The following is a 19,322-nucleotide window of genomic DNA, read 5'->3' on the forward strand; positions in this document are numbered from 1 at the left end:
GTCGAAAGGGATGACCGGACGAGATGACGATCGGTCACCCGGACCGGGTGACCGGCCGGTCCGTACACCGGTCCGTACGGCGGAGCGTCAGCTCCCGGCGCTGGCAGCGGTGCTGCCGCCGGGGGTGCCCGGCTCCAGCGCGTCCAGCGCCCGGCGCAGGCCGGAGAGCTTGCGCTCCAGATGGGTCGCGGTGGCCACCGCCGCCGGGTCCGCCGTCTCGTCCAACTGCTTGGTCAGCGCCTCCGCCTGCTCCTCGACCGCGGCCAGCCGCGCCGAGAGCTCGGCCAGCAGACCGCCGCCGGGCACGCTGCGGCGGGCGGCCTCGGAGCCGGTTCCGCCGCCGTTGCCGTTGCCACCACCATTGCCACTGCCGTTGCCGGCAATGCCGTTGGCGGTGGGAGCGCCTGCGTCCAACTGCAGTCGCAGCAGCGACGCCTGCTCCTTGAGCTGGCAGTTCTTCATGTAGAGCTCGACGAAGACCGAGACCTTGGCGCGCAGCACCCACGGGTCGAACGGCTTGGAGATGTAGTCCACCGCTCCGGCCGCATATCCCCGGAAGGTGTGGTGCGGGCCGTGGTTGATCGCGGTGAGGAAGATGATCGGGATGTCGCGGGTGCGCTCGCGCCGCTTGATGTGGGCGGCGGTCTCAAAACCGTCCATGCCCGGCATCTGGACGTCGAGCAGGATCACCGCGAAGTCGTCGGTGAGCAGCGCCTTGAGCGCTTCCTCCCCGGAGGACGCCCGGACCAGGGTCTGGTCCAGCGCCGAGAGGATCGCCTCCAGCGCCAGCAGGTTCTCCGGCCGGTCGTCGACCAGGAGGATCTTGGCCTTCTGCACCATGGCCCGCCCTCCTCGCCCCGGGACCACCCCGGTGGACGTCTCGCGGCTCCTGGTGCCGCTGCCGTTCGTGCTCGTCACGGTCATGCTAGCCGCACCTCACTGCCCGCCACCCATGCCACCGTCAATCCGCGCCTCAGGAGTGCTCAGGTACGGTCCCTGGTGACCCAGCCGATACCTCTGGCAACGCGGAGTGACCCTAGCCGGTTCCCTCCGGAAACTGCCACCACCCCTACGAGTGGGGACAGATCCGACGCCCGCCCGGACACCTGCGTTTCCGAGCGGCGCCGGAGGCACACCGATGCCGCAGTTCCCCTCGTCTGCCCCCGGTCCCGCAATCGAACCCGCCCGGGCCGCACCGGTTCCGGGCCGCAGACGAACAGCCCTGCCCACGGCGGCGGGCTGGACGGATGCTCGCTGTCGCGGGCACCCGCTGGACACCGGCCGGCGCCCGCATCCGACTGCCTCCGGACTACCTCCGGGCGCGCAGCCAGTGTTCCATCACGGCGAGCAGATGGTCGGTGTCCACCGGCTTGGTCACATGGTCCGAGGCCCCTGCGGCCAGGCTCTTCTCCTTGTCGCCCTTCATCGCCTTGGCCGTGAGCGCGATGATCGGCAGCCCGGTGAACTGGGGCATCCTGCGGATCGCCGCGGTCGTCGCGTAGCCGTCCATCTCCGGCATCATGATGTCCATCAGCACCACCGCCACGTCCTCGTGCTGCTCCAGCACCTCGATGCCCTCGCGGCCGTTCTCCGCGTAGAGGACGGTCAGGCCGTACTGCTCCAGCACGCTGGTGAGCGCGAAGACATTGCGGATGTCGTCGTCGACGATCAGCACCTTCTCGCCCTCGAAGTAGCCGCCGAAGGGACCGGACGGCAGGAAGCCGTCCACCAGTCCGGGCAGCTCCTCCAGCTGGTCCGGGGCCGCGCCCGCGCCGTTCTCGGCAGCGGCAGGCCCGTAGCCGTTCTGCCGCGCCTGCTGCGGGGCACGCGCCGGCTCGACTGCCGGGCGCGGCAGGGCGGCCGCCAGCGCGGCGGCCTCCCGGCGGCGCTCCTGGGCGGCCTCACGCACCTCGTCGGCCCAGAGCTGGGCCGGGCTGGTGCCCGGCGCCAGGTGCCGTCCCCAGACGTCGGACGGGTGGGCGTCCACCGCTCCGGGGGTGTCCTGGCCGGAGTCCAGCGGGAGGAAGAGCGTGAACGTGCTGCCGCGCTCCAACTCGCTGTCGGCGTGGATCTCGCCGCCGAGCAGCCGGGCGATCTCCCGGCTGATGGAGAGTCCGAGGCCGGTGCCGCCGTACTTGCGGCTGGTGGTGCCGTCCGCCTGCTTGAAGGCCTCGAAGATCTCGCGCAGCTTGTTCTGCGGGATGCCGATGCCGGTGTCGGTGACCGAGAAGGCGATCAGCGGCTCCTCGGGGTCGCTGATCGCGCCGGTCTCCAGCAGCTGCTCCTGGATGTGCTGCGGGATCGGGTGCTGCCCGGTGGCGCTGCCGGCCGGCTGGATCAGCAGTTCCACGGCGCCGGAGTCGGTGAACTTCACCGCGTTGGACAGCAGGTTGCGCAGCACCTGCTGGAGCCGCTGCTCGTCGGTGTGCAGGGTCACCGGCAGCTCCGCCGAGACCCGCACGGCGAAGTCCAGGCCCTTGTCCGCGGTGAGCGGACGGAACGTCGCCTCGACGTAGTCGACCAGCTGGACCAGGGCGATCCGGGCCGGACGCACGTCCATCTTCCCGGCCTCGACCTTGGACAGGTCCAGGATGTCGTTGATCAGCTGGAGCAGGTCGGAGCCCGCGCCGTGGATGGTCTCGGCGAACTCGACCTGCTTGGGGCTGAGGTTGCCCTCGGCGTTGTCGGTGAGCAGCTTGGCCAGGATCAGCAGCGAGTTGAGCGGGGTGCGCAGCTCGTGCGACATATTGGCCAGGAACTCGGACTTGTAGCGCGAGGAGAGTGCGAGCTGCTCCGCGCGCTCCTCCAGGACCTGCCGCGCCTCCTCGATCTCCGAGTTCTTGATCTCGATGTCGCGGTTCTGGGTGGCCAGCAGTTCGGCCTTCTCCTCCAACTCGGCGTTGGAGCGCTGCAGCTCCTCCTGCCGGGCCTCCAACTCGGCCGACCGCATCGAGAGTTCTGCGGTGAGGCGCTGGGACTCCAGCAGCAGCCCCTCGGTCTTGGTGTTGACCGAGATGGTGTTGACGGTGACGCCGATCATCTCGGCGATCTGGTCCAGGAAGTCCAGGCTGACCTTGTTGAAGGCGTTGAACGAGGCCAGTTCGATGATGCCCAGCAGCCGGCCCTCGAACAGCACCGGCATCACGATCACGTTGACCGGTGCGGCCTCGCCCAGACCGGAGGCGATCTTGAGGTAGCCGGGCGGGGCCGAGGTCAGCAGGATCGGCCGCTTCTCCACCGCCGCCTGCCCGATCAGCGACTCGCCGGGCTTGAAGGTGGTCGGCATGGCGCGGCGCTGGTAGCCGTACGAGCCGATCAGACGCAGGATCAGGTCGCCGTCGTCCTCGTCCTCCGGGACCAGCTCCGGCGGCCTGCTGCCCGGCTGGGCCAGGAAGAAGGCGCCGTGCTGGGCCGAGACCACCGGGGTGAGCTCGCTCATGATCAGCGAGGCGACGGCCTCCAGGTCGCGGCGGCCCTGCATCAGCCCGGAGATCCTGGCCAGGTTGGTCTTCAGCCAGTCCTGCTCCTGGTTGGTGCGGGTGGTCTCGCGCAGGTTGGCGATCATCTGGTTGATGTTGTCCTTGAGCTCGTCGAGCTCGCCGGACGCGTCCACGTCGATCCGCAGGCTGAGGTCGCCCCTGGTCACGGCGGTGGCGACCTGGGCGATGGCGCGCACCTGCCGGGTCAGGTTCCCGGCCAGTTCGTTCACCGACTCGGTGAGGTCCTGCCAGGTGCCGGCCACGCCGGGCACCCTCGCCTGGCCGCCCAGGCGTCCGTCGGTGCCGACCTCGCGGGCGACGCGGGTGACCTCGTCGGCGAACGCCGACAGCTGGTCGACCATGGTGTTGATGGTGGTCTTGAGCTCCAGGATCTCGCCGCTGGCGTCGACGTCGATCTTCTTGGTCAGGTCGCCCTTGGCCACGGCCGTGGTGACCTGGGCGATGTTACGGACCTGCCCGGTCAGGTTGTTGGCCATCAGGTTGACGTTGTCGGTCAGGTCCTTCCAGATCCCGCCGACCCCGGCGACCCGGGCCTGGCCGCCCAGACGCCCCTCGGTGCCGACCTCGCGGGCCACCCGGGTCACCTCGTCGGCGAACGCCGACAGCTGGTCGACCATGGTGTTCAGGGTGTCGGCCAGGGCCGCGACCTCGCCCTGCGCCTCGATGGTGATCTTCTTGGACAGGTCGCCGCCGGCCACCGCCTTGGCGACCAGGGCGATGTTGCGGACCTGCCCGGTCAGGTTGCTGGCCATGTAGTTGACGTTGTCGGCCAGGTCGCTCCAGATCCCGGAGACGCCCTTGACCCGGGCCTGACCGCCCAGGATGCCCTCGGTGCCGACCTCGCGGGCGACGCGCGTCACCTCGTCGGCGAACACCGACAGCTGGTCGACCATGGTGTTGACGGTGGTGACCAGTTCGAGGATCTCGCCCCGGGCCGAGACGGTGATCTTCTTGGACAGGTCGCCCTTGGCGACCGCGGTGGTGACCTGGGCGATGTTGCGGACCTGCCCGGTCAGGTTGTTGGCCATGAAGTTGACGTTGTCGGTGAGGTCCTTCCAGGTCCCGGACACCCCGGGGACCATGGCCTGGCCGCCCAGCGTCCCCTCGGTGCCGACCTCGCGGGCCACTCGGGTCACCTCGTCCGCGAACGCCGACAGCTGGTCCACCATGGTGTTCAGGGTGGTCTTCAGCTCCAGGATCTCGCCGCGGGCGTCGACCGTGATCTTCTGCGACAGGTCGCCCTTGGCCACCGCCGTCGCCACCTGGGCGATGTTGCGGACCTGGCCGGTCAGGTTCCCGGCCATGAAGTTGACGTTCTCGGTGAGGTCCCGCCAGACCCCGGCCGCGCCGGGGACCATCGCCTGGCCGCCCAGGATGCCGTCGGTGCCGACCTCGCGGGCCACCCGGGTCACCTGCTCGGCGAAGCCGGAGAGCTGGTCGACCATGGTGTTGATGGTGTTCTTCAACTCCATGATCTCGCCGCGGGCGTCGACCTCGATGGTCTGCGACAGGTCGCCGCGGGCCACCGCCGTGGTCACCTGGGCGATGTTGCGGACCTGCACCGTGAGGTTGGTCGCCATCAGATTGACGTTGTCGGTCAGGTCCTTCCAGGTCCCGGCCACGCCGGGGACGGTGGCCTGGCCGCCGAGCCGGCCCTCGGTGCCGACCTCACGGGCCACCCGGGTCACCTCGGAGGCGAACGAGGACAGCTGGTCCACCATCGTGTTGACGGTGTTCTTCAACTCCAGCATCTCGCCCGCGACATGGACGGTGACCTTGTTCGACAGGTCGCCCTTGGCGACCGCCGTGGTGACCAGGGCGATGTCGCGCACCTGCGCGGTCAGCCGGCTGGCCATCATGTTCACCGAGTCGGTGAGGTCCTTCCAACTGCCGGACACCCCGCGGACCCTGGCCTGGCCGCCGAGCTTGCCCTCGGTGCCGACCTCGATGGCCACCCGGGTCACCTCGTCGGTGAACTCGGACAGCGAGGCCACCAGCCCGTTGACGGTACGGCCCACCTTGAGGAACTCGCCGCGCAGCGGATGGGTGCCGCCGTCGGGGCCGATGGCGCGCAGCTCCATCCGCTGGTCCAGGTCGCCCTCCGCGATGGAGCCGAGCACCCGGCCGACCTCGGCCATCGGCCGGGCCAGGTCGTCGATCAGGGCGTTGCAGTTGTCGACCGCGGCGCCCCAGGCTCCCTCGCCGGCGCCGGCCTCCAGCCGCTCGGAGAGCCGGCCCTCCCGTCCGACCGCCCGGCGGACCCGCGCGAGCTCACCGGTCAGATGCTGGTTGCGCTCGGCGATCTCGTTGAAGACCGCGGCGACCTCCGCCATGACCGAGTCGCCGGGGACGGTCATCCTTCTGCGGAAGTTGCCGTCGCGCATGGCCGTCAGCGCGGAGAGCAGCTTGCGCAGGTCCGCCGCGTCGGCGCCCCGGTTCCGGCGGCTCCTGCCGCCACGGGCCGCTGCCGTTGCTGTCGCCCTGCCAGATTCCACCGGGGTCCCTCCAGAGTTGCCAACCGGCACCGTGCCACACCTCACATCCGCCGGGCCCGGTACGTTGTCCGGGGCGGGTGCGGGCGCAGGCGCCAGTCCTGTACTGACAATCTAGCGACCATCGGGGGTTGCGTGAGGGGTGGCGCGGGGTATCGGCTTGCCGATCGGGCACGGAGCGACAGCACGAATCAGTAACCTTGCGGCTTCAGGGCCGTTGTCCCCAGCACAGAGCAGAGGAGTCACCTCGTGGTCACCGCGCGGGCAACCGCCACGTTCGAGCCGGTAGGCCGCTCCGTGGCGTCCGCGCGCGGATTCGTCCGGGACACCCTGCAGGGGTGGGGCTTCTCCGAGGTCGTGGACGACGCGGTGGTGCTGGTCAGCGAACTGGTGACGAACGCGGTGGTGCACGCCGGGACGGCGGCCGAGGTGACCTGTCTGCGCGACGAGGCGGGCATCAGGATCGAGGTCGCCGACCGCTATCCCAAGCGCACCGTCCCGCTCTACGACGGCACCTACACCAACGGCGCGGGCGCACCGGGCGAGGATCCCGCGTTCGAGGTCGGCCCGGCGGAACTGGAGCGCGAGGGAGGGCGCGGTCTGCTGCTGTGCGCCGCCCTGGCCACCCGCTGGGGGGTTGACTACACGCCGACCCGTAAGCGCGTCTGGTTCCGGCTCGACCTGCCGGCCCGGGCCGCGGGCACCCGCTTCGCCGGCCCGCAGGTGCCGGACCGGCTGCTGCCGGCCGCGGACTCGGCGGTGCTGGTCGCCGTGGTACGCGTCGACTCCGAGGGTGTGGTGACCGGCTGGAACCAGGACGCCGAGCGGCTGTTCGCGCTGCCCGCGACCGACGTGCTGGACAAGCCGCTCAGCGGTTTCGCGGCCTGGCCGCAGACCCCCGGCACCGGCCTCGGTCTGGAGGAGGCGCTGCGGCTGTCCCGCTGGGAGGGCAGCTACGGGATGCGCTGCGGCGACGGCAGGACCGTCCCGGTGTACGGATCGCATCTGCGGGTCCGCGACAGCGAGGGCACCGCGTCCACGGTCTGCCTGCTGGTACGCGACGTGGAACGGGCGGTGCTGCAGTCCCCGTTCCGCGGCCAGCCGCTGGACGGCATCGCCGGCGGCGCCCACCAGGACGGCGCGGGCGGTCCGACCTCCTTCGACGCCTTCATCGGCTCGCCCGCCCCGGACGACCTGGACGGACTGCTCCAGCGGACCGTCGAACGGGCCCGCGACATGCTGGACGGCGACGCCGCCTACCTGCTGCTGGCGACCGACGACGAGACCGAGTTGGAGGTGCGGGCCAGCTGCGGCCTGCCGTCCGGGCGGCAGCGCTTCGCCCGGGTGCCGGTCGAGGCCGGCTCCGGACGCTACGGCTCGGCCCGGCTCCCCGCCGTGCACGACGACCTCACCGATCAGCCGGGTGCGGTTCCGCTGCTGACCGGGACCGGGCTGCGCTCGGTGGTGACCGTGCCGCTCAAGGTCGAGGGCCGGCTCACCGGTTCGCTGGGCGTCGCGGCGCAGGCCACCGGGCAGTACCGGAACGAGGACGCGCTGCGGCTGCAGTTCGCGGCCGACCGGATCGCGCTGGCGGTGGAGAGCGCCCGGCTGACCGAGTTGGAGCGGCTGCGCAGGGGCTCGCTGTCGTTCCTGGTGGAGGCGTCGGACCTGCTGGCCGGGACGCTGGAACGGGACCAGACGCTGGCGCTGATGGCCCAGATGACCGTACCCACGCTGGCCGCCTGGTGCGCCGTCTACACCATCTCGGAGCACGCGTCTCCGGAGCTGGCGTTCGTGCTGCACGAGGACGAGGACCAGATCGACGGCCTGCGGGCGCTGCTGGCCCTGATCCCGCCGCCCGAGCCGCTCAACGTGCCCGGCGCGCGCGACTGGCGGGCCCCGGCCGAGGCGGCCCATGACGCGGCGATGCGGGTGTCGTTGCGCAGCCTGGGCCGAGGCGGCACCACCCGCCCCACCCCTGGCTCCGGCCCGGCGACGGCGTTGGCGACGGCGGCGACCGTGAGCGGGGAGACCGTCGTGCTGCCGCTGGTGGCACGGAACCGGGTGATCGGGATGCTGACCCTGGGCAAGGCCGCCGACGAGAAGTTCCGGCGGGAGATCCTGGAACTGGCCGAGGACCTCTCCCGCAGGGCCGCGCTGGCCCTGGACAACGCCAGGCTCTACTCGGAGCGCACCGCCATCAGCCGCGCGCTGCAGCGCAGTCTGCTGCCGCCGGACCTGCCGAAGATCCCCGGCGTCGAGGTCGAGGTCATCTACCGGGCGGCCGGCGAGGGCAACGAGGTCGGCGGCGACTTCTACGACGTCTTCACCATCCGCGAGGGGACCTACGGCTTCGCCATCGGCGACGTCTGCGGCACCGGCCCCGAGGCCGCCTCGGTGACCGGACTGGCCCGGCACTCGCTGCGACTGCTGGCCCGGGAGGGACTGACCGCGCCCGAGGTGCTGAAGCGGCTCAACGCGGCCATCCTCGACGAGGGCGCCCGCAGCCGCTTCCTGACGCTGCTGTACGGGGAGATGACGCCACGTCAGGACGGCACCGTGGAGCTCCGCTCGGTCTGCGCCGGGCATCCGCTGCCACTGCGGCTGAAGCAGGACGGGACGGTCTCGGCCGCGGCCGAACCGCAGCCGCTGCTCGGCGTCATCGAGGACCTGGAACTGGTCGAGGAAACCTTCGTCCTCGACCCGGGCGATGTGCTGCTCTGCGTCACCGACGGCATCACCGAGCGGCGCGAGGGCTCCCGGATGCTGGGGGACGACGGGCTGGCCGAGGTGCTGTCGGGCTGCACCGGCCTGACGGCGGGCGCGGTGGCGGCCCGGGTGCTGCGGGCGGTGGAACGATTCGCTCCGGAGCCGGCCTCCGACGACATGGCGATCCTGGCACTGCGGGTGCCGACGCCCTAGCGGGCCGTGGCAGGGCGTGGCAGGCGGCAACAGGCCGTAGCAGCAGTTGCGTGGGGATTGTGTGTGCCCTGGTGCCTGCGGGGGCGCTTCCCTACGATCATGCGATGCCCCGATCCGACCACCCCGCCACCTCCCGGACCCGCCGTGCGGGCGCCGGTGTCTGCGCCGCCCTGGCACTGCTCGGAGCATGCACGGCCGAAGCGCTGCTCGACCCCACCGGGCTGCTCGCGCTAGTGCCGCGGGCCCAGCTGCGGACCGGTCCGGTGCACGGCCTCTGGTCACTGGCCGGGCTTGCGGTGTTCCTCCCGGTGGCGGCCGCCGTCACCGGCTGGACGGCTGCCGTCAGCGTCGGCGAGTGCGCCGGACGGTGGCGGACCCTGCTGCGCGTCTGGGGCACGACCGCACTGGCCGCCGGACTGGCCCGGGGCCTGCAGCTGCTGGTCGAGGTGCCGACCCGGGAGGGTGCCCGGGTCGCGCTCTGGACCTCCGGCCTGACGGCCGAACAGGCCCTGCTGGTGGGCTGGCTGCCCGGCCTGGCCGCACTGGTCTTCGCCCGCGCCGGGGCCAGTGCTACCGGCTTCGGACCGCGCTGGTCGCTGACCGGCACCGCCCTGCCGCTCGCCCTGATCGGACCGCTGGTCGGTCCGCTGCTCTGGGAGGGCTCCCCCACCGGGGCGTTCTACGGGGAGCGGCTGAACCTGCGGTCGCTGCCGCTGGGCCCGGGCCGGTTCGCGGTGGAACTGGTGGTCGCCGCCGTGGTCTCGGCCGTGCTGCTGGTGCGTTCGTCCCGGCACTTCCGGTACCAGCGGCCGACCCGGCTGCTGATCGGCGGCTGGCTGGCGGCGATGGGCGGCGGTGCGGCGGCCGGGGTGGTGCAGACCGCCCTGGCGCTGCCGACCGGATGGCTGGTCGCGCCGCAGCTGGCGGTACGGGTCGGCGCGGGGCTCTCGCTGGGCCTGGCGTTCGGCTGGGGCGTGCTGCCGACGCTGCTGCTGCTCAGCCGGGCCCTGGACGTGATGGCCCGCAGGCGGGTGGTGACGGTCGTCAGCTCGGCGGTGGTGCTAGCGCTGGCCTCCTGGAGCCTGTCCGTGGTGACCCCGGCCCAGGCGAGCACCGCACCCGTCCTCACCGCCGAGGCGGCGGCCACCGCCGGGCAGCCGCTGCCGGCCCTGACGGTGCGCCCGGCGCAGGGGTCCACGCCCGCGCAGATCGTCGACGCCGAAGGGCGGCAGGTCCTGCTGCGCGGCGTCAACGTCAACCAGCTGGTCGACTATGCCCCCGGTGCCTCGGGCAGGCAGACGGTACGGCCGCTGAGCGACGCCGACTTCGCCGCGATGGCGGCGCTGGGCTTCGACGTGGTCCGGCTCGACATCTCCTGGTCGCTGCTGGAGCCGCAGCGCGGCCACTGGGACACCGGCTATCTGAAGCGCGTCCAGCAGGCCGTGGCGATGGCGGCGGCGCATGGGATGTACACCGACATCAACATGCAGCAGGACGCCTGGAGCCGGTACATCGGCGCACCGGCGGGAACGGTCTGCCCGTCCGGCACCTCGCCGCTGCTCGGCCACGACGGCGCTCCGCAGTGGGCGACGCAGACGGACGGCGCCTCGCGCTGCCAGTTCGGCAAACGGGACATCGCACCGGCGGCCGTGGCCACCGCCTTCACCGACTTCTACCACGATGTCGACGGCATCCAGGGCGAGTTGGTGCGCACCTGGGGCCTGCTCGCCGCCACCTTCAAGGACGGGCCGGCGGTGGCGGGCTACGGCCTGCTCAATGAGCCCGGTGTCGGCGACGACGCACCGGTGACCTCGTCGGTGCTGCTGGGCGCCTACTACCAGCGGGCGGTCCGGGAGATCCGCGCCCAGGAGTCCGGCGGCTTCCCGCATCTGGTGTTCATCGAGCCGAGCGTGCTCTGGTCGGGGCTGGGCTTCGACGCGGCGCCGCCGCAGGGCTTCTCCGACGATCCCTATCTGGTCTTCGCCCCGCATCTCTACAACGAGTCGACCACCCTGGACCAGGGCACCGGGATCGACCTGGTGTCGATCGAGCAGGGCTTCACCCTGGCCAGGCAGCAGGCGAACGCGTACGGCATGCCGCTGTGGATCGGCGCGTGGGGCTGGTTCGGGGACGGCACCGCGGACTCAGCCAAGCAGAAACGTTTCGTCGAGGCCGCGGACGCCCACCAGGTCGGCGATGCCGTCTGGGCGTGGAAGCAAGCCTGCGGCGATCCGCAGAGCGATCCCGGGGCGGCGACAGCGGGCAACACGGCGACAGCGGGCAACGTAGTGACAGCGGGCAACGTGGTCCGGGTCGACTGCGCCACCGGCAAGGACCTCCCGGTGACGGCGGCGGTCACCGCCGTCCTGGACCGGCCCTATCCACGGGCCGCACCCGGGCAGTTGACGCAGTGGCGGGTGGACGGCGGCAGTCTGCTCCTGGCCGGCAGCGGCAAGGGCGCCCTCGACGCGTGGTTCCCGGGGAGCGCGCGACCGGTCGTGCAGCCGGTCGGGGTGACCAGCGTCGAGGTCACCAAGGTCGACGGGGGCTGGCGGGTGACGGGGCGGACCGCAGGGAGCTACGGGCTGACCGTGCGCTAGCAGCGGGGTGGGCGTGCTGTCCGGCGTTCCCGGACCGCTGATCTCACGGTCTCCGGTGATCTCACGGACCGTACCGACGGCCGTGCCGCGGCTCAGCCCACCGGTTCGCTGACGGTGTGGGGGTCGGCCACCCTTCGGGGCGGTCGGCCCTCGCCGCCGTCGGCCCGGCGCCGCACCAGGCGTCGCAGCATCCACTGCACCAGGTAGGAGAGCAGCAGCAGGACCACCGCGGCGACCCCGTCCAGCCAGAAGTGGTTCGCCGTCACGAGCACCACGGCCACGGTGACGACCGGATGGGCGACGACCAGCCAGCGCCAGCGGCTGGGGCTGATCCGCACCACGGCGACCGCGACCATGACACACCAGGCGACGTGCACCGAGGGCATGGCGGAGTAGGAGTCCGCCTGCAGCCCGGCGACCGTCGTCCCGTACACCGACTGCCCGTAGGCCAGGGCCGTGTCCACCATCCCTCCGTCGGGCAGCAGTCGGGGCGGCGCCACCGGGATCAGCTGGACCGCCAGCGAGGCGGCGGTGACCAGGATCAGGGTGGTCCGCACCCAGGCATAGGACTCCCGATGACGCAGGAACACCCAGGCCAGCAGGGCGACCATGGCGCCGAAGTGCATGGTGGCGTAGTAGTAGTTGGCGCCCTGCACCAGCCAGGGGTGCGGAAGCACCCACTGCTGCAGGGTGTACTCGCTGGGCAGCCCGAGTTTTCGCTCGGCGCTCCAGATCCACTCGCCGCGCGCCACCGCGCCGTCCGTCCCCATGACGCTGAGCTGCCCGGCGAACTGCCACAGCGCGAACAGGCCGAGCACCGTCGCGGTCTCACGCAGCACCAGCCCCGCGCCGACCCTGCCGGACCGGCGCGTCACCACGGACGCCGCGTACACCGCGGCACCGACCGCCCCGGCGGACTGCCAGGACAGGGTGAGGTTCTGCATGGTGGGTGCCCTTTCCCCGTTGCTGCCTCACCGTAGCCGCCGGCACCGACAGCCCGCAGGTCGGGGTGGTCCGCGCGGGGTGGTCCGCGTGAGGCTGGTCAGTCGGTGAGCGGGTGCCGGATCAGCAGACTCGCCTCGACCGGGTCGCCGCCGATCGCCGCGTAACTGTGCGGACCGTCGGAGACCCAGGAAGCGTGCTCACCCGCGGTCACCACCCGGGTGGCGGCGACCGGCCCCACCCGGGCCGTCCCGGAGAAAACGGTGAGGTACTCGACGACACCGGGCGCATGGGCCGGGGAGATCTGGACCGCCCCCGGGTGGATCGTCAGCCGGTACAGCTCGGTGCTGACCGCGCCGTCACGGAACACCTCCAGCAGCGTCGCGCTCACCGCCTCGCCCTCGACGGTGGGGGCCGCGTCCGGTGCGGAGAGCAGTGCGGCGAGCGGCACCGCCAGCTGGCCGGCGATGGCGTAGAGGGTCTCGGCCGTCGGATTGCGCGTCCCGGTCTCCAGTCCGGAGAGCGTGGCCTTGCCGATACCGGCGCGACGGGCCAACTCCGAGAGGCTCAGGCCGCGTTCGGTCCTGAGCCGGCGGATGAGCAGCCCAGTGCCGGCGGCGGTGTCCGCCGTCCACCGCTTCCCGCGTGTGTCCCGTGGGTCCTGTCCGTCCCGCTCGACCATGGCGCCCAGTATCCCCGATGCCCTATCGTTCCATAAACGGAACGGCGGGGAATGGGTAAGGAGAAGGGCGAGCGATGAGGCGCGTGGAGGACCTGAGCAGGCCGCTGAGCGCGGGCCTGGTGACCGCCGTGGTGGGCTTCGCCAGCACGTTCGTGGTGGTACTGACAGGGCTGCGCAGCGTGGGAGCCGACCGGGACCAGGCCGAATCCGGGCTGCTGTTGCTCTGCCTCGCCATGGGCGGCCTGGCCGTCGTCCTGGGACTGCGCTATCGGCAGCCGCTGAGTTTCGCCTGGTCCACGCCCGGAGCCGCGCTGCTGGTCAGCGCCGGGCACCAGGCGGGCGGCTATCCGGCGGCGGTCGGCGCCTTCCTGATCAGCGGGCTGCTGATCGCCCTCACCGGACTGTGGTCGCGGCTGGGACGTCTGATCGCCGCGATACCCGGGCCGTTGGCGACCGCGCTGCTGGCCGGGGTGCTGCTCCCGCTGTGCCTCGCACCGGTCCATGCGGCCGTCCAGCTTCCCGCTCTCGCCCTGCCGGTGATCGCCGTCTGGGCCCTGCTCACCCGGTTCGCCCGGCGCTGGGCCACCCCGGGCGCGCTGGCCGTCGCCATCGCCGCGCTGGCGCTGCGCCCGGCCGGCCTGTCCGCGGCGGGGGCGGGGCTGCTGCCGTCGGTCACCTTCACCGCACCCGACTTCCGGCTCGGCGCCGTCGCCGGAATCGCACTGCCGCTGTATGTGATCACCATGGCCGCGCAGAACATACCGGGCCTGGCCGTGCTCACCCACTTCGGCTACCGGCCGCCGTTCCGGACCGCCCTGCTGGGCAGCGGACTGGCGACCGCGGCCGGAGCCGTCGGCGGCGTCTACATGGTGAATCTGGCCGCCATCACGGCGGCTCTGGCCGCCGGTCCGGACGCCCATCCGGACCGGGGGCGCCGCTGGATCGCCTCGGTGACGGCCGGCGCGCTCTACATCGCGCTCGGCCTCACCGCCGGGCTGTCCGCAGCACTGCTGGCCGCCGCTCCCCCGCTGCTGATCGAGGCGGTCGCCGGGCTCGCCCTGCTCGGCACCCTCGGCTCCGCCCTGGGCGCGGCGGTCGCCGAGGAGAAGGGGCGCGAGGCGGCGGTGGTCACCTTCGCGGTCACGGCGTCGGGGGTCACCGCACTCGGCATCGGCTCCCCGTTCTGGGGTCTGGCGGCCGGACTGGTCTTCTACGCGCTGGGGCTGGAGCGGGTGATCCGCCAGAGGCCCGCCACCTCGTAGTACACGCCATTCACGACCTGCAGCAGCACCAGGGTGACCGGCCACAGCAGCCCGCCGAGACCGGGTACGGCGTCGACCGGCAGCGTGTACGCCATCAGCACCCGCACCGCGCCGTCCAGGATCATCGCCACACCCCAGATCGCGGTCGAGACCCGCCAGATCCGCCGGAAGCGCGCGGAGTCCTGCCAGAGGACGTCCCAGGACGTTCCATCGGAGCGGAACCGGCCCTCCAGGAACGGCCGCGCTCCCACGAAGGCCAGCGGCCGCCGCGACCGCACCGTCCAGAGGAACCACAGCCCGGCCACGCCGGTCACCCAGCCGTCCTTGGCCAGCATGAACCGGGTACTGCCGCTGACCAGCGACGCCGCCAGCGCCAGCAGCATCACGGCGCCGACATAGGCGGCCATGCCGTCCAGCCGGCGCTCGCGGCGGTACTGGAGCAGGGCGCTGAGCAGCGGAACGAGCGTGGAGACGATCAGGGCGGTGTAGATGCTCAGGCCGGCGGCGCGCAGACCGTAGTAGGCACCGATCGGCAGGGCCACATCGGCGAGGAGGAGCAGCGCCGTGCGCCGTCGTGGGGGCGGTGAGGGCGGAGGGGGCGGAGGCGGTGCCGATGCGGGCTCGGCTGCGGAGGGCGTCACGGGTTCCTCCTGGTGGCCAGCCCGACCCAGGTGGTGATCTCCCGCACGCACTCGTCAACGCTCAGCCCCGACGGCTGGAACATCCGGACGATCGCCACGTCGATCCCGGACTTGATCGTCAGCCCCATCAGCCGGGCGTCGAACTCACGGAACTCACCGCTCTGCTGACCGTCCGTCAGGATCGGCTCCAGCTCGGTGAGATTGGCTTCGGCCGAGAGCTCGGGTCCGTACCGCAGACCACCCTCGTCGTCCCGCCGGTGGCGGTCGTCTCGGTCGCCACCCTCTCGCCGATCGCCCGCCGGGCCCCGGTCCCCACCTCGACCAGGACCTGCTCCATGAGCTCGTCGCGGCTGCCGAAGTGGTAGGAGATCAGCCGGGTGCTGGACAGGCCGGCCTGCCGGGCGATCCTGCTGTAGGTTGCCCGGGCGTACCCCTCCTCGGCGATGACCTCGATGGTCGCCGCCACGATCTGTGCCCGACGCGCCGTCGCCGCCAGCGACCGCTGCTGCGGCTGCGGCGCGGGCTGCCTGGAGCCACCGCTGGTTACTCGCACAAGTAATTTCTACCTCGTGCGAATAACAAGCGACAAGCCCCTCACATATTGATCATGTGCCCCGCGAGACCGTGGATGGCCTCCTTGACCGCCTCACCCAGCGTCGGGTGGGCGTGGACGTTGCGCGCGACCTCGTGCACCGTCAGGTCCCACTGCTGGGCCAGCGTCAGCTCCGGGAGCAGTTCGGTCACCTCGGGCCCGATCAGATGCGCGCCCAGCAGCTCGCCGTACTTCTGGTCGCTGATCACCTTGACGAAGCCGACCGGGTCGCCGAGACCGTGCGCCTTGCCGTTGGCGGTGAAGGGGAACTTCACCACCTTGACGTCGTGCCCCTGCTCGCGCGCCTGCGCCTCGGTCCAGCCGAAGCTGGCGATCTGCGGCTGGCAGTAGGTCGCCCGCGGGACCATCACGAAGTCGATCTCCATGGTTTCCGCACCGGCGATCGTCTCGGCAGCGATCACTCCCATCGTCTCGGCGGCGTGCGCCAGCATCAGCTTGGCGGTGACATCGCCGATCGCGTAGATGTGCGGCACGTTGGTGCGACCGCGCCCGTCCACGTCGATGGCGCCCCGCTCGGTCAGCCGAACGCCCGTGCTCTCCAGACCGTAACCGGTCACTCGCGGCGCGAAGCCGATCGCCTGCAGGACCTTGTCCGCCTCCAGGACCTGCTGCTGCCCGTTCTTGCTGACGGTGACCCGGACCTTGGCGGCGGGGTCGCTGTCGTCGATCGACTCCACCCGGGTGGAGGTCAGCACGTCGATGCCGAGCCGGCGGTAGCGCTTGGCCAGTTCGGCCGAGACGTCGGCGTCCTCCAGCGGGACCATCCGGTCGAGGAACTCGACGATGGTCACCTTCACACCGTAGTTGTGCAGAACATAGGCGAACTCGACGCCGATGGCGCCGGCGCCCGCGATCACGATGCTCTCGGGGAGGGAGTCACTGAGGATCTGCTCCTCGTAGGTGACGACCCGATCGCTCATCGACGTGCCCGGCAGCAGACGCGTGGTGGCGCCGGCGGCGACGATGCAGTTGTCGAAAGTCACGGTCTCGGTGCCGCCCGCCCGCAGGGCCACCTCAAGGGTGTGCGCGTCGGTGAAGGTGCCGCGACCGTCGTACTCGGTGATGCCGTTCTTCTTCATCAGGTAGTGCACGCCCGCGACCCGGCCCTCGGCGACCTTGCGGCTGCGCAGGTACGCCTCGCGGTAGTCGAAGGTGACGCTGCCCTCGACCTTGATCCCGAAGGTCTTGGCCTCCTGCGTGAAGATGTGCGCCAGTTCGGCGTTCCGCAGCAGCGCCTTGGAGGGGATGCAGCCGACGTTGAGGCAGACCCCTCCCCAGTACTTCTCCTCGATGACCGCCACCCGCAGGCCAAGCTGGGCCGAGCGGACGGCGGCGGTGTAGCCGCCGGGGCCGGCACCGAGAACCACGACGTCAAAATGTGTACTCATAGTCCACAGCCTAGGCAGCCCGGAGGGAACAGAGACGGCATTCCGGGCGGGCGTGCCGACTCTCACACAGCAAACGCCGAGGCTACGGCTCGGGGGTGGTCGCGGGGGTGGCCACGGGGTTGGTCTGGGGGTTGGTCTCGGAGGCGCGCTCAGGGTCGCCCTCCAGCTCGTACACCAGCGCGAACCCGTGGCCCTGCAGGATCTCCGCAGTCCCGGACAGCCCCACCAGATCACCCGTCCCGGAACCCGGCAGGATCGTCAGCCGCATGTGGTTGTCGTCCCCGTTGGCCGTGGCCGAGTGCAGGAGGCAGAAGCTGCCCTTCAGGCCGTCGAACCCGACCTCGAGACGCTCTACCGCGACATACGCCGAGACGTTCTCCCCGACACCGAGCATGACCGCTTCCAACGCGCTGCTCCCGGAGAGCTCACCGGTGAACGTCTTCGCAGCCTGGGTGCGCTGCAACTGCGCCCCGTGCCAGTCCTCTGGTTCCCCCTCCCAGCTGTCGATCGTGAACGCGCTGGTGACTCGTCTGGACATGGGGTCTCCCTGACTGGCTGGAGCTGGATGATTGCCTGTCGGGAACCCTAGTCCGGGGCAGTGACAGCGACCGAGAGGACGGACCATGTCGCTGGAGATCATCGTGGAGTCGCATGCCACGACCTCGGACAACGAGGCCGGCCTCGCCACCGGATGGCTCCCCGGCACGCTGTCGGAACTGGGCCGCCAGCAGGCCGTCGAGCTCGGCTTCCGGCATCACGGAGGGGTCGGCCTCACCGCCGTCCTCACCTCCGACCTTAACCGTACGATCCAGACAGCCCAACTCGCCTTCCCGGACGGAGGCTCACCACTGCGGCAGGACCTGCGCCTGCGCGAGTGCGACTACGGACGACTCAACCCCTGCTCGACGATCTGGTGGAGGAGTGGGACGGCGCCGACGCCACGCTGCTGTTCATCACCCACTCCCCCAACCGCTGGGCCCTCCAAACCCTGCTGGGCGGAGCAGATCTGGCCGCCCTGCTACTCAACCCGCCGCCATGGCAACCAGATTGGCGCTTCACAGCTCCCGGCCCGGGAACTAGCGTGATCGGATGACCGATGCCCACTCCGTGCGCACCTTCTACGACGAACTGGCCGACGACTACCACCTGTTGTACGGCGACTGGGACGCAGGCATCCAGCGCCAGGGCGCAGCACTGGACCGGGTACTGCGTGCCGAACTCGGCGACCACCCGCAGCGGATCTGGGACTGCGCCTGCGGCATCGGCACCCAGGCGATCGGCCTGGCGGCCGCAGGCCATCGGGTGATCGGCACCGACCTCAGCCCGAACGCCGCCGCGAGGGCCGGTACGGAAGCCCGGTCACGGGGCCTCGCCATGCCCACCGCTGCCGCCGACATGCGCCACCTGCCGGTGACCCCAGGCGAATTCGACGCCGTCGTCTGCGCGGACAACTCCCTGGCCCACCTCCTCACCCCGGAGGACATCGCCTCAGCCCTGCTCACCATGCGAGCCGCACTGCGCAACGACGGCCTGCTGCTCCTCAGCATGCGGGCCTACGACGAGATCCGCGCCCAACACCCTTCGGCGACTCCGCCCCAGGTCACCCAGACCACCCGGGGCCGCGTGATCAGCTTCCAACTCTGGCACTGGCGCGAAGACGGCGAACGCTACGACCTGGAACACTTCCAACTGCACCCCGCTGACGACACGTCGAAGACGGACAACTGGACCGTGCGCACCCGCCGCACCACCTCCTGGGCCCTAACCCAAGCCCAGGTCACCACAGCGGTCGCTGCCGCCGGCTTCCAGCACATCAACTGGCTCTCCCCCGGCGACAGCGGTTTCTTCCAACCCTTGCTCGTCGCCAGCGCCCCCTGATGCGCAGTCCCTCCGCGCCCGCTCAGCAGCGGAGTTAGGTGGGTGGGGTGGTGCGGGGTGGGTTTGGCTGCCGAGCCCCCGTCCCGACGCCGTCTCTGACGTGCGTGTTCGCTCCCGGTGGTCGTTCGTCAGTTCCGTGGGGCGCGTGGGTGTGTGGGTGGCTGGGGTGGCTCGCTCCGCTCGCGGCGACTACGAGGAGCCGGGGCAGGGGCGGGGCGTCGTTGCCGGGCGGCGGGTCGGCGGGGGTGTGGCGTGCAGAAACGTTCCTTCCGGGGCCGGGGGTGGTTTTGGGGTCACTGTCTATGCGTTGGGGATGCTCCTATAGATGTCAAGTGGGTTGGGTGGGTTCGGGTTGGGGTGTGTTGTGGCTGGTCAGGGCGTGGTAGACCTCGCGGGCGATGA

At 71.3% G+C, this 19,322-nt stretch carries 14 protein-coding genes; 5 read left to right on the top strand and 9 right to left on the bottom strand.

Annotation, left to right across the window (positions count from 1 at the left end):
- Nucleotides 1–87: 87 nt before the first annotated feature.
- Nucleotides 88–840 carry a two-component system response regulator gene (locus tag ABH941_RS33630; RefSeq protein WP_370133441.1) on the bottom strand — a complete coding sequence of 251 codons (753 nt, stop codon included), beginning with the start codon at nt 838–840 and terminating at the stop codon, nt 88–90.
- A gap of 469 nt (nt 841–1,309) precedes the next feature.
- Complete coding sequence (locus ABH941_RS33635) at nt 1,310–5,995, bottom strand: HAMP domain-containing protein (RefSeq protein WP_370133414.1); 4,686 nt, start codon at nt 5,993–5,995, stop codon at nt 1,310–1,312.
- 246 nt (nt 5,996–6,241) lie between these two features.
- Here ABH941_RS33635 and ABH941_RS33640 point away from each other — a divergent pair, with 246 nt between their 5' ends.
- Together ABH941_RS33640 and ABH941_RS33645 are read left to right on the top strand one after the other, a co-directional pair.
- Entirely contained in the window at nt 6,242–8,914 is a 2,673-nt protein-coding gene (locus ABH941_RS33640; protein WP_370133415.1) for a SpoIIE family protein phosphatase, read from the top strand.
- A 104-nt stretch (nt 8,915–9,018) separates the two neighbouring features.
- Nucleotides 9,019–11,514, top strand: coding sequence for a glycoside hydrolase family 5 protein (locus ABH941_RS33645; protein WP_370133417.1), 2,496 nt, complete (start codon nt 9,019–9,021; stop codon nt 11,512–11,514).
- 92 nt (nt 11,515–11,606) lie between these two features.
- Here ABH941_RS33645 and ABH941_RS33650 read toward each other — a convergent pair whose 3' ends face one another.
- Nucleotides 11,607–12,458, bottom strand: a complete 852-nt coding sequence (locus ABH941_RS33650) for a phosphatase PAP2 family protein (RefSeq protein ID WP_370133419.1) — start codon at nt 12,456–12,458, stop codon at nt 11,607–11,609.
- A gap of 98 nt (nt 12,459–12,556) precedes the next feature.
- The gene (locus ABH941_RS33655) at nt 12,557–13,138 is read right to left on the bottom strand and encodes a helix-turn-helix domain-containing protein (RefSeq protein ID WP_370133421.1); all 582 of its coding nucleotides are present in this window, start codon (nt 13,136–13,138) and stop codon (nt 12,557–12,559) included.
- A gap of 74 nt (nt 13,139–13,212) precedes the next feature.
- On the opposite strand from ABH941_RS33655, the gene ABH941_RS33660 reads away from it, so the two are divergent.
- Nucleotides 13,213–14,400: a benzoate/H(+) symporter BenE family transporter gene (locus ABH941_RS33660; RefSeq protein WP_370133422.1), complete on the top strand. Its 1,188-nt coding sequence runs from the start codon at nt 13,213–13,215 to the stop codon at nt 14,398–14,400.
- Here the strand turns inward: ABH941_RS33660 and ABH941_RS33665 are convergent.
- The 5 genes from ABH941_RS33665 to ABH941_RS33685 all read right to left on the bottom strand — a co-directional run bounded on the left by ABH941_RS33665 (nt 14,349) and on the right by ABH941_RS33685 (nt 17,580).
- The gene (locus tag ABH941_RS33665) at nt 14,349–15,041 is read right to left on the bottom strand and encodes a VC0807 family protein (RefSeq protein ID WP_370133423.1); all 693 of its coding nucleotides are present in this window, start codon (nt 15,039–15,041) and stop codon (nt 14,349–14,351) included. The genes ABH941_RS33660 and ABH941_RS33665 overlap by 52 nt on opposite strands.
- Nucleotides 15,038–15,169: a hypothetical protein gene (locus tag ABH941_RS33670; protein WP_370133424.1), complete on the bottom strand. Its 132-nt coding sequence runs from the start codon at nt 15,167–15,169 to the stop codon at nt 15,038–15,040. The genes ABH941_RS33665 and ABH941_RS33670 overlap by 4 nt, the downstream gene beginning before the upstream one ends.
- A gap of 47 nt (nt 15,170–15,216) precedes the next feature.
- Nucleotides 15,217–15,594, bottom strand: a complete 378-nt coding sequence (locus ABH941_RS33675; RefSeq protein ID WP_370133426.1) for a TetR/AcrR family transcriptional regulator — start codon at nt 15,592–15,594, stop codon at nt 15,217–15,219.
- Between the two features lie 41 nt (nt 15,595–15,635).
- Nucleotides 15,636–17,042, bottom strand: a complete 1,407-nt coding sequence (gene lpdA / locus ABH941_RS33680) for a dihydrolipoyl dehydrogenase (RefSeq protein ID WP_370133428.1) — start codon at nt 17,040–17,042, stop codon at nt 15,636–15,638.
- 82 nt (nt 17,043–17,124) lie between these two features.
- On the bottom strand, nt 17,125–17,580 hold the full coding sequence (locus ABH941_RS33685; protein ID WP_370133430.1) for a DUF3224 domain-containing protein: 456 nt from the start codon (nt 17,578–17,580) through the stop codon (nt 17,125–17,127).
- Between the two features lie 85 nt (nt 17,581–17,665).
- Between ABH941_RS33685 and ABH941_RS33690 the strand changes: the two genes are divergently transcribed.
- A complete protein-coding gene (locus ABH941_RS33690; protein ID WP_370133432.1) occupies nt 17,666–18,127 on the top strand; it encodes a histidine phosphatase family protein in 462 nt (153 codons plus the stop codon).
- A 4-nt stretch (nt 18,128–18,131) separates the two neighbouring features.
- A complete protein-coding gene (locus ABH941_RS33695) occupies nt 18,132–18,920 on the top strand; it encodes a class I SAM-dependent methyltransferase (RefSeq protein WP_370133434.1) in 789 nt (262 codons plus the stop codon).
- Nucleotides 18,921–19,322: the final 402 nt, after the last annotated feature.

This window comes from Streptacidiphilus sp. EB103A, from assembly GCF_041261405.1.
GTDB lineage: Bacteria > Actinomycetota > Actinomycetes > Streptomycetales > Streptomycetaceae > Streptacidiphilus.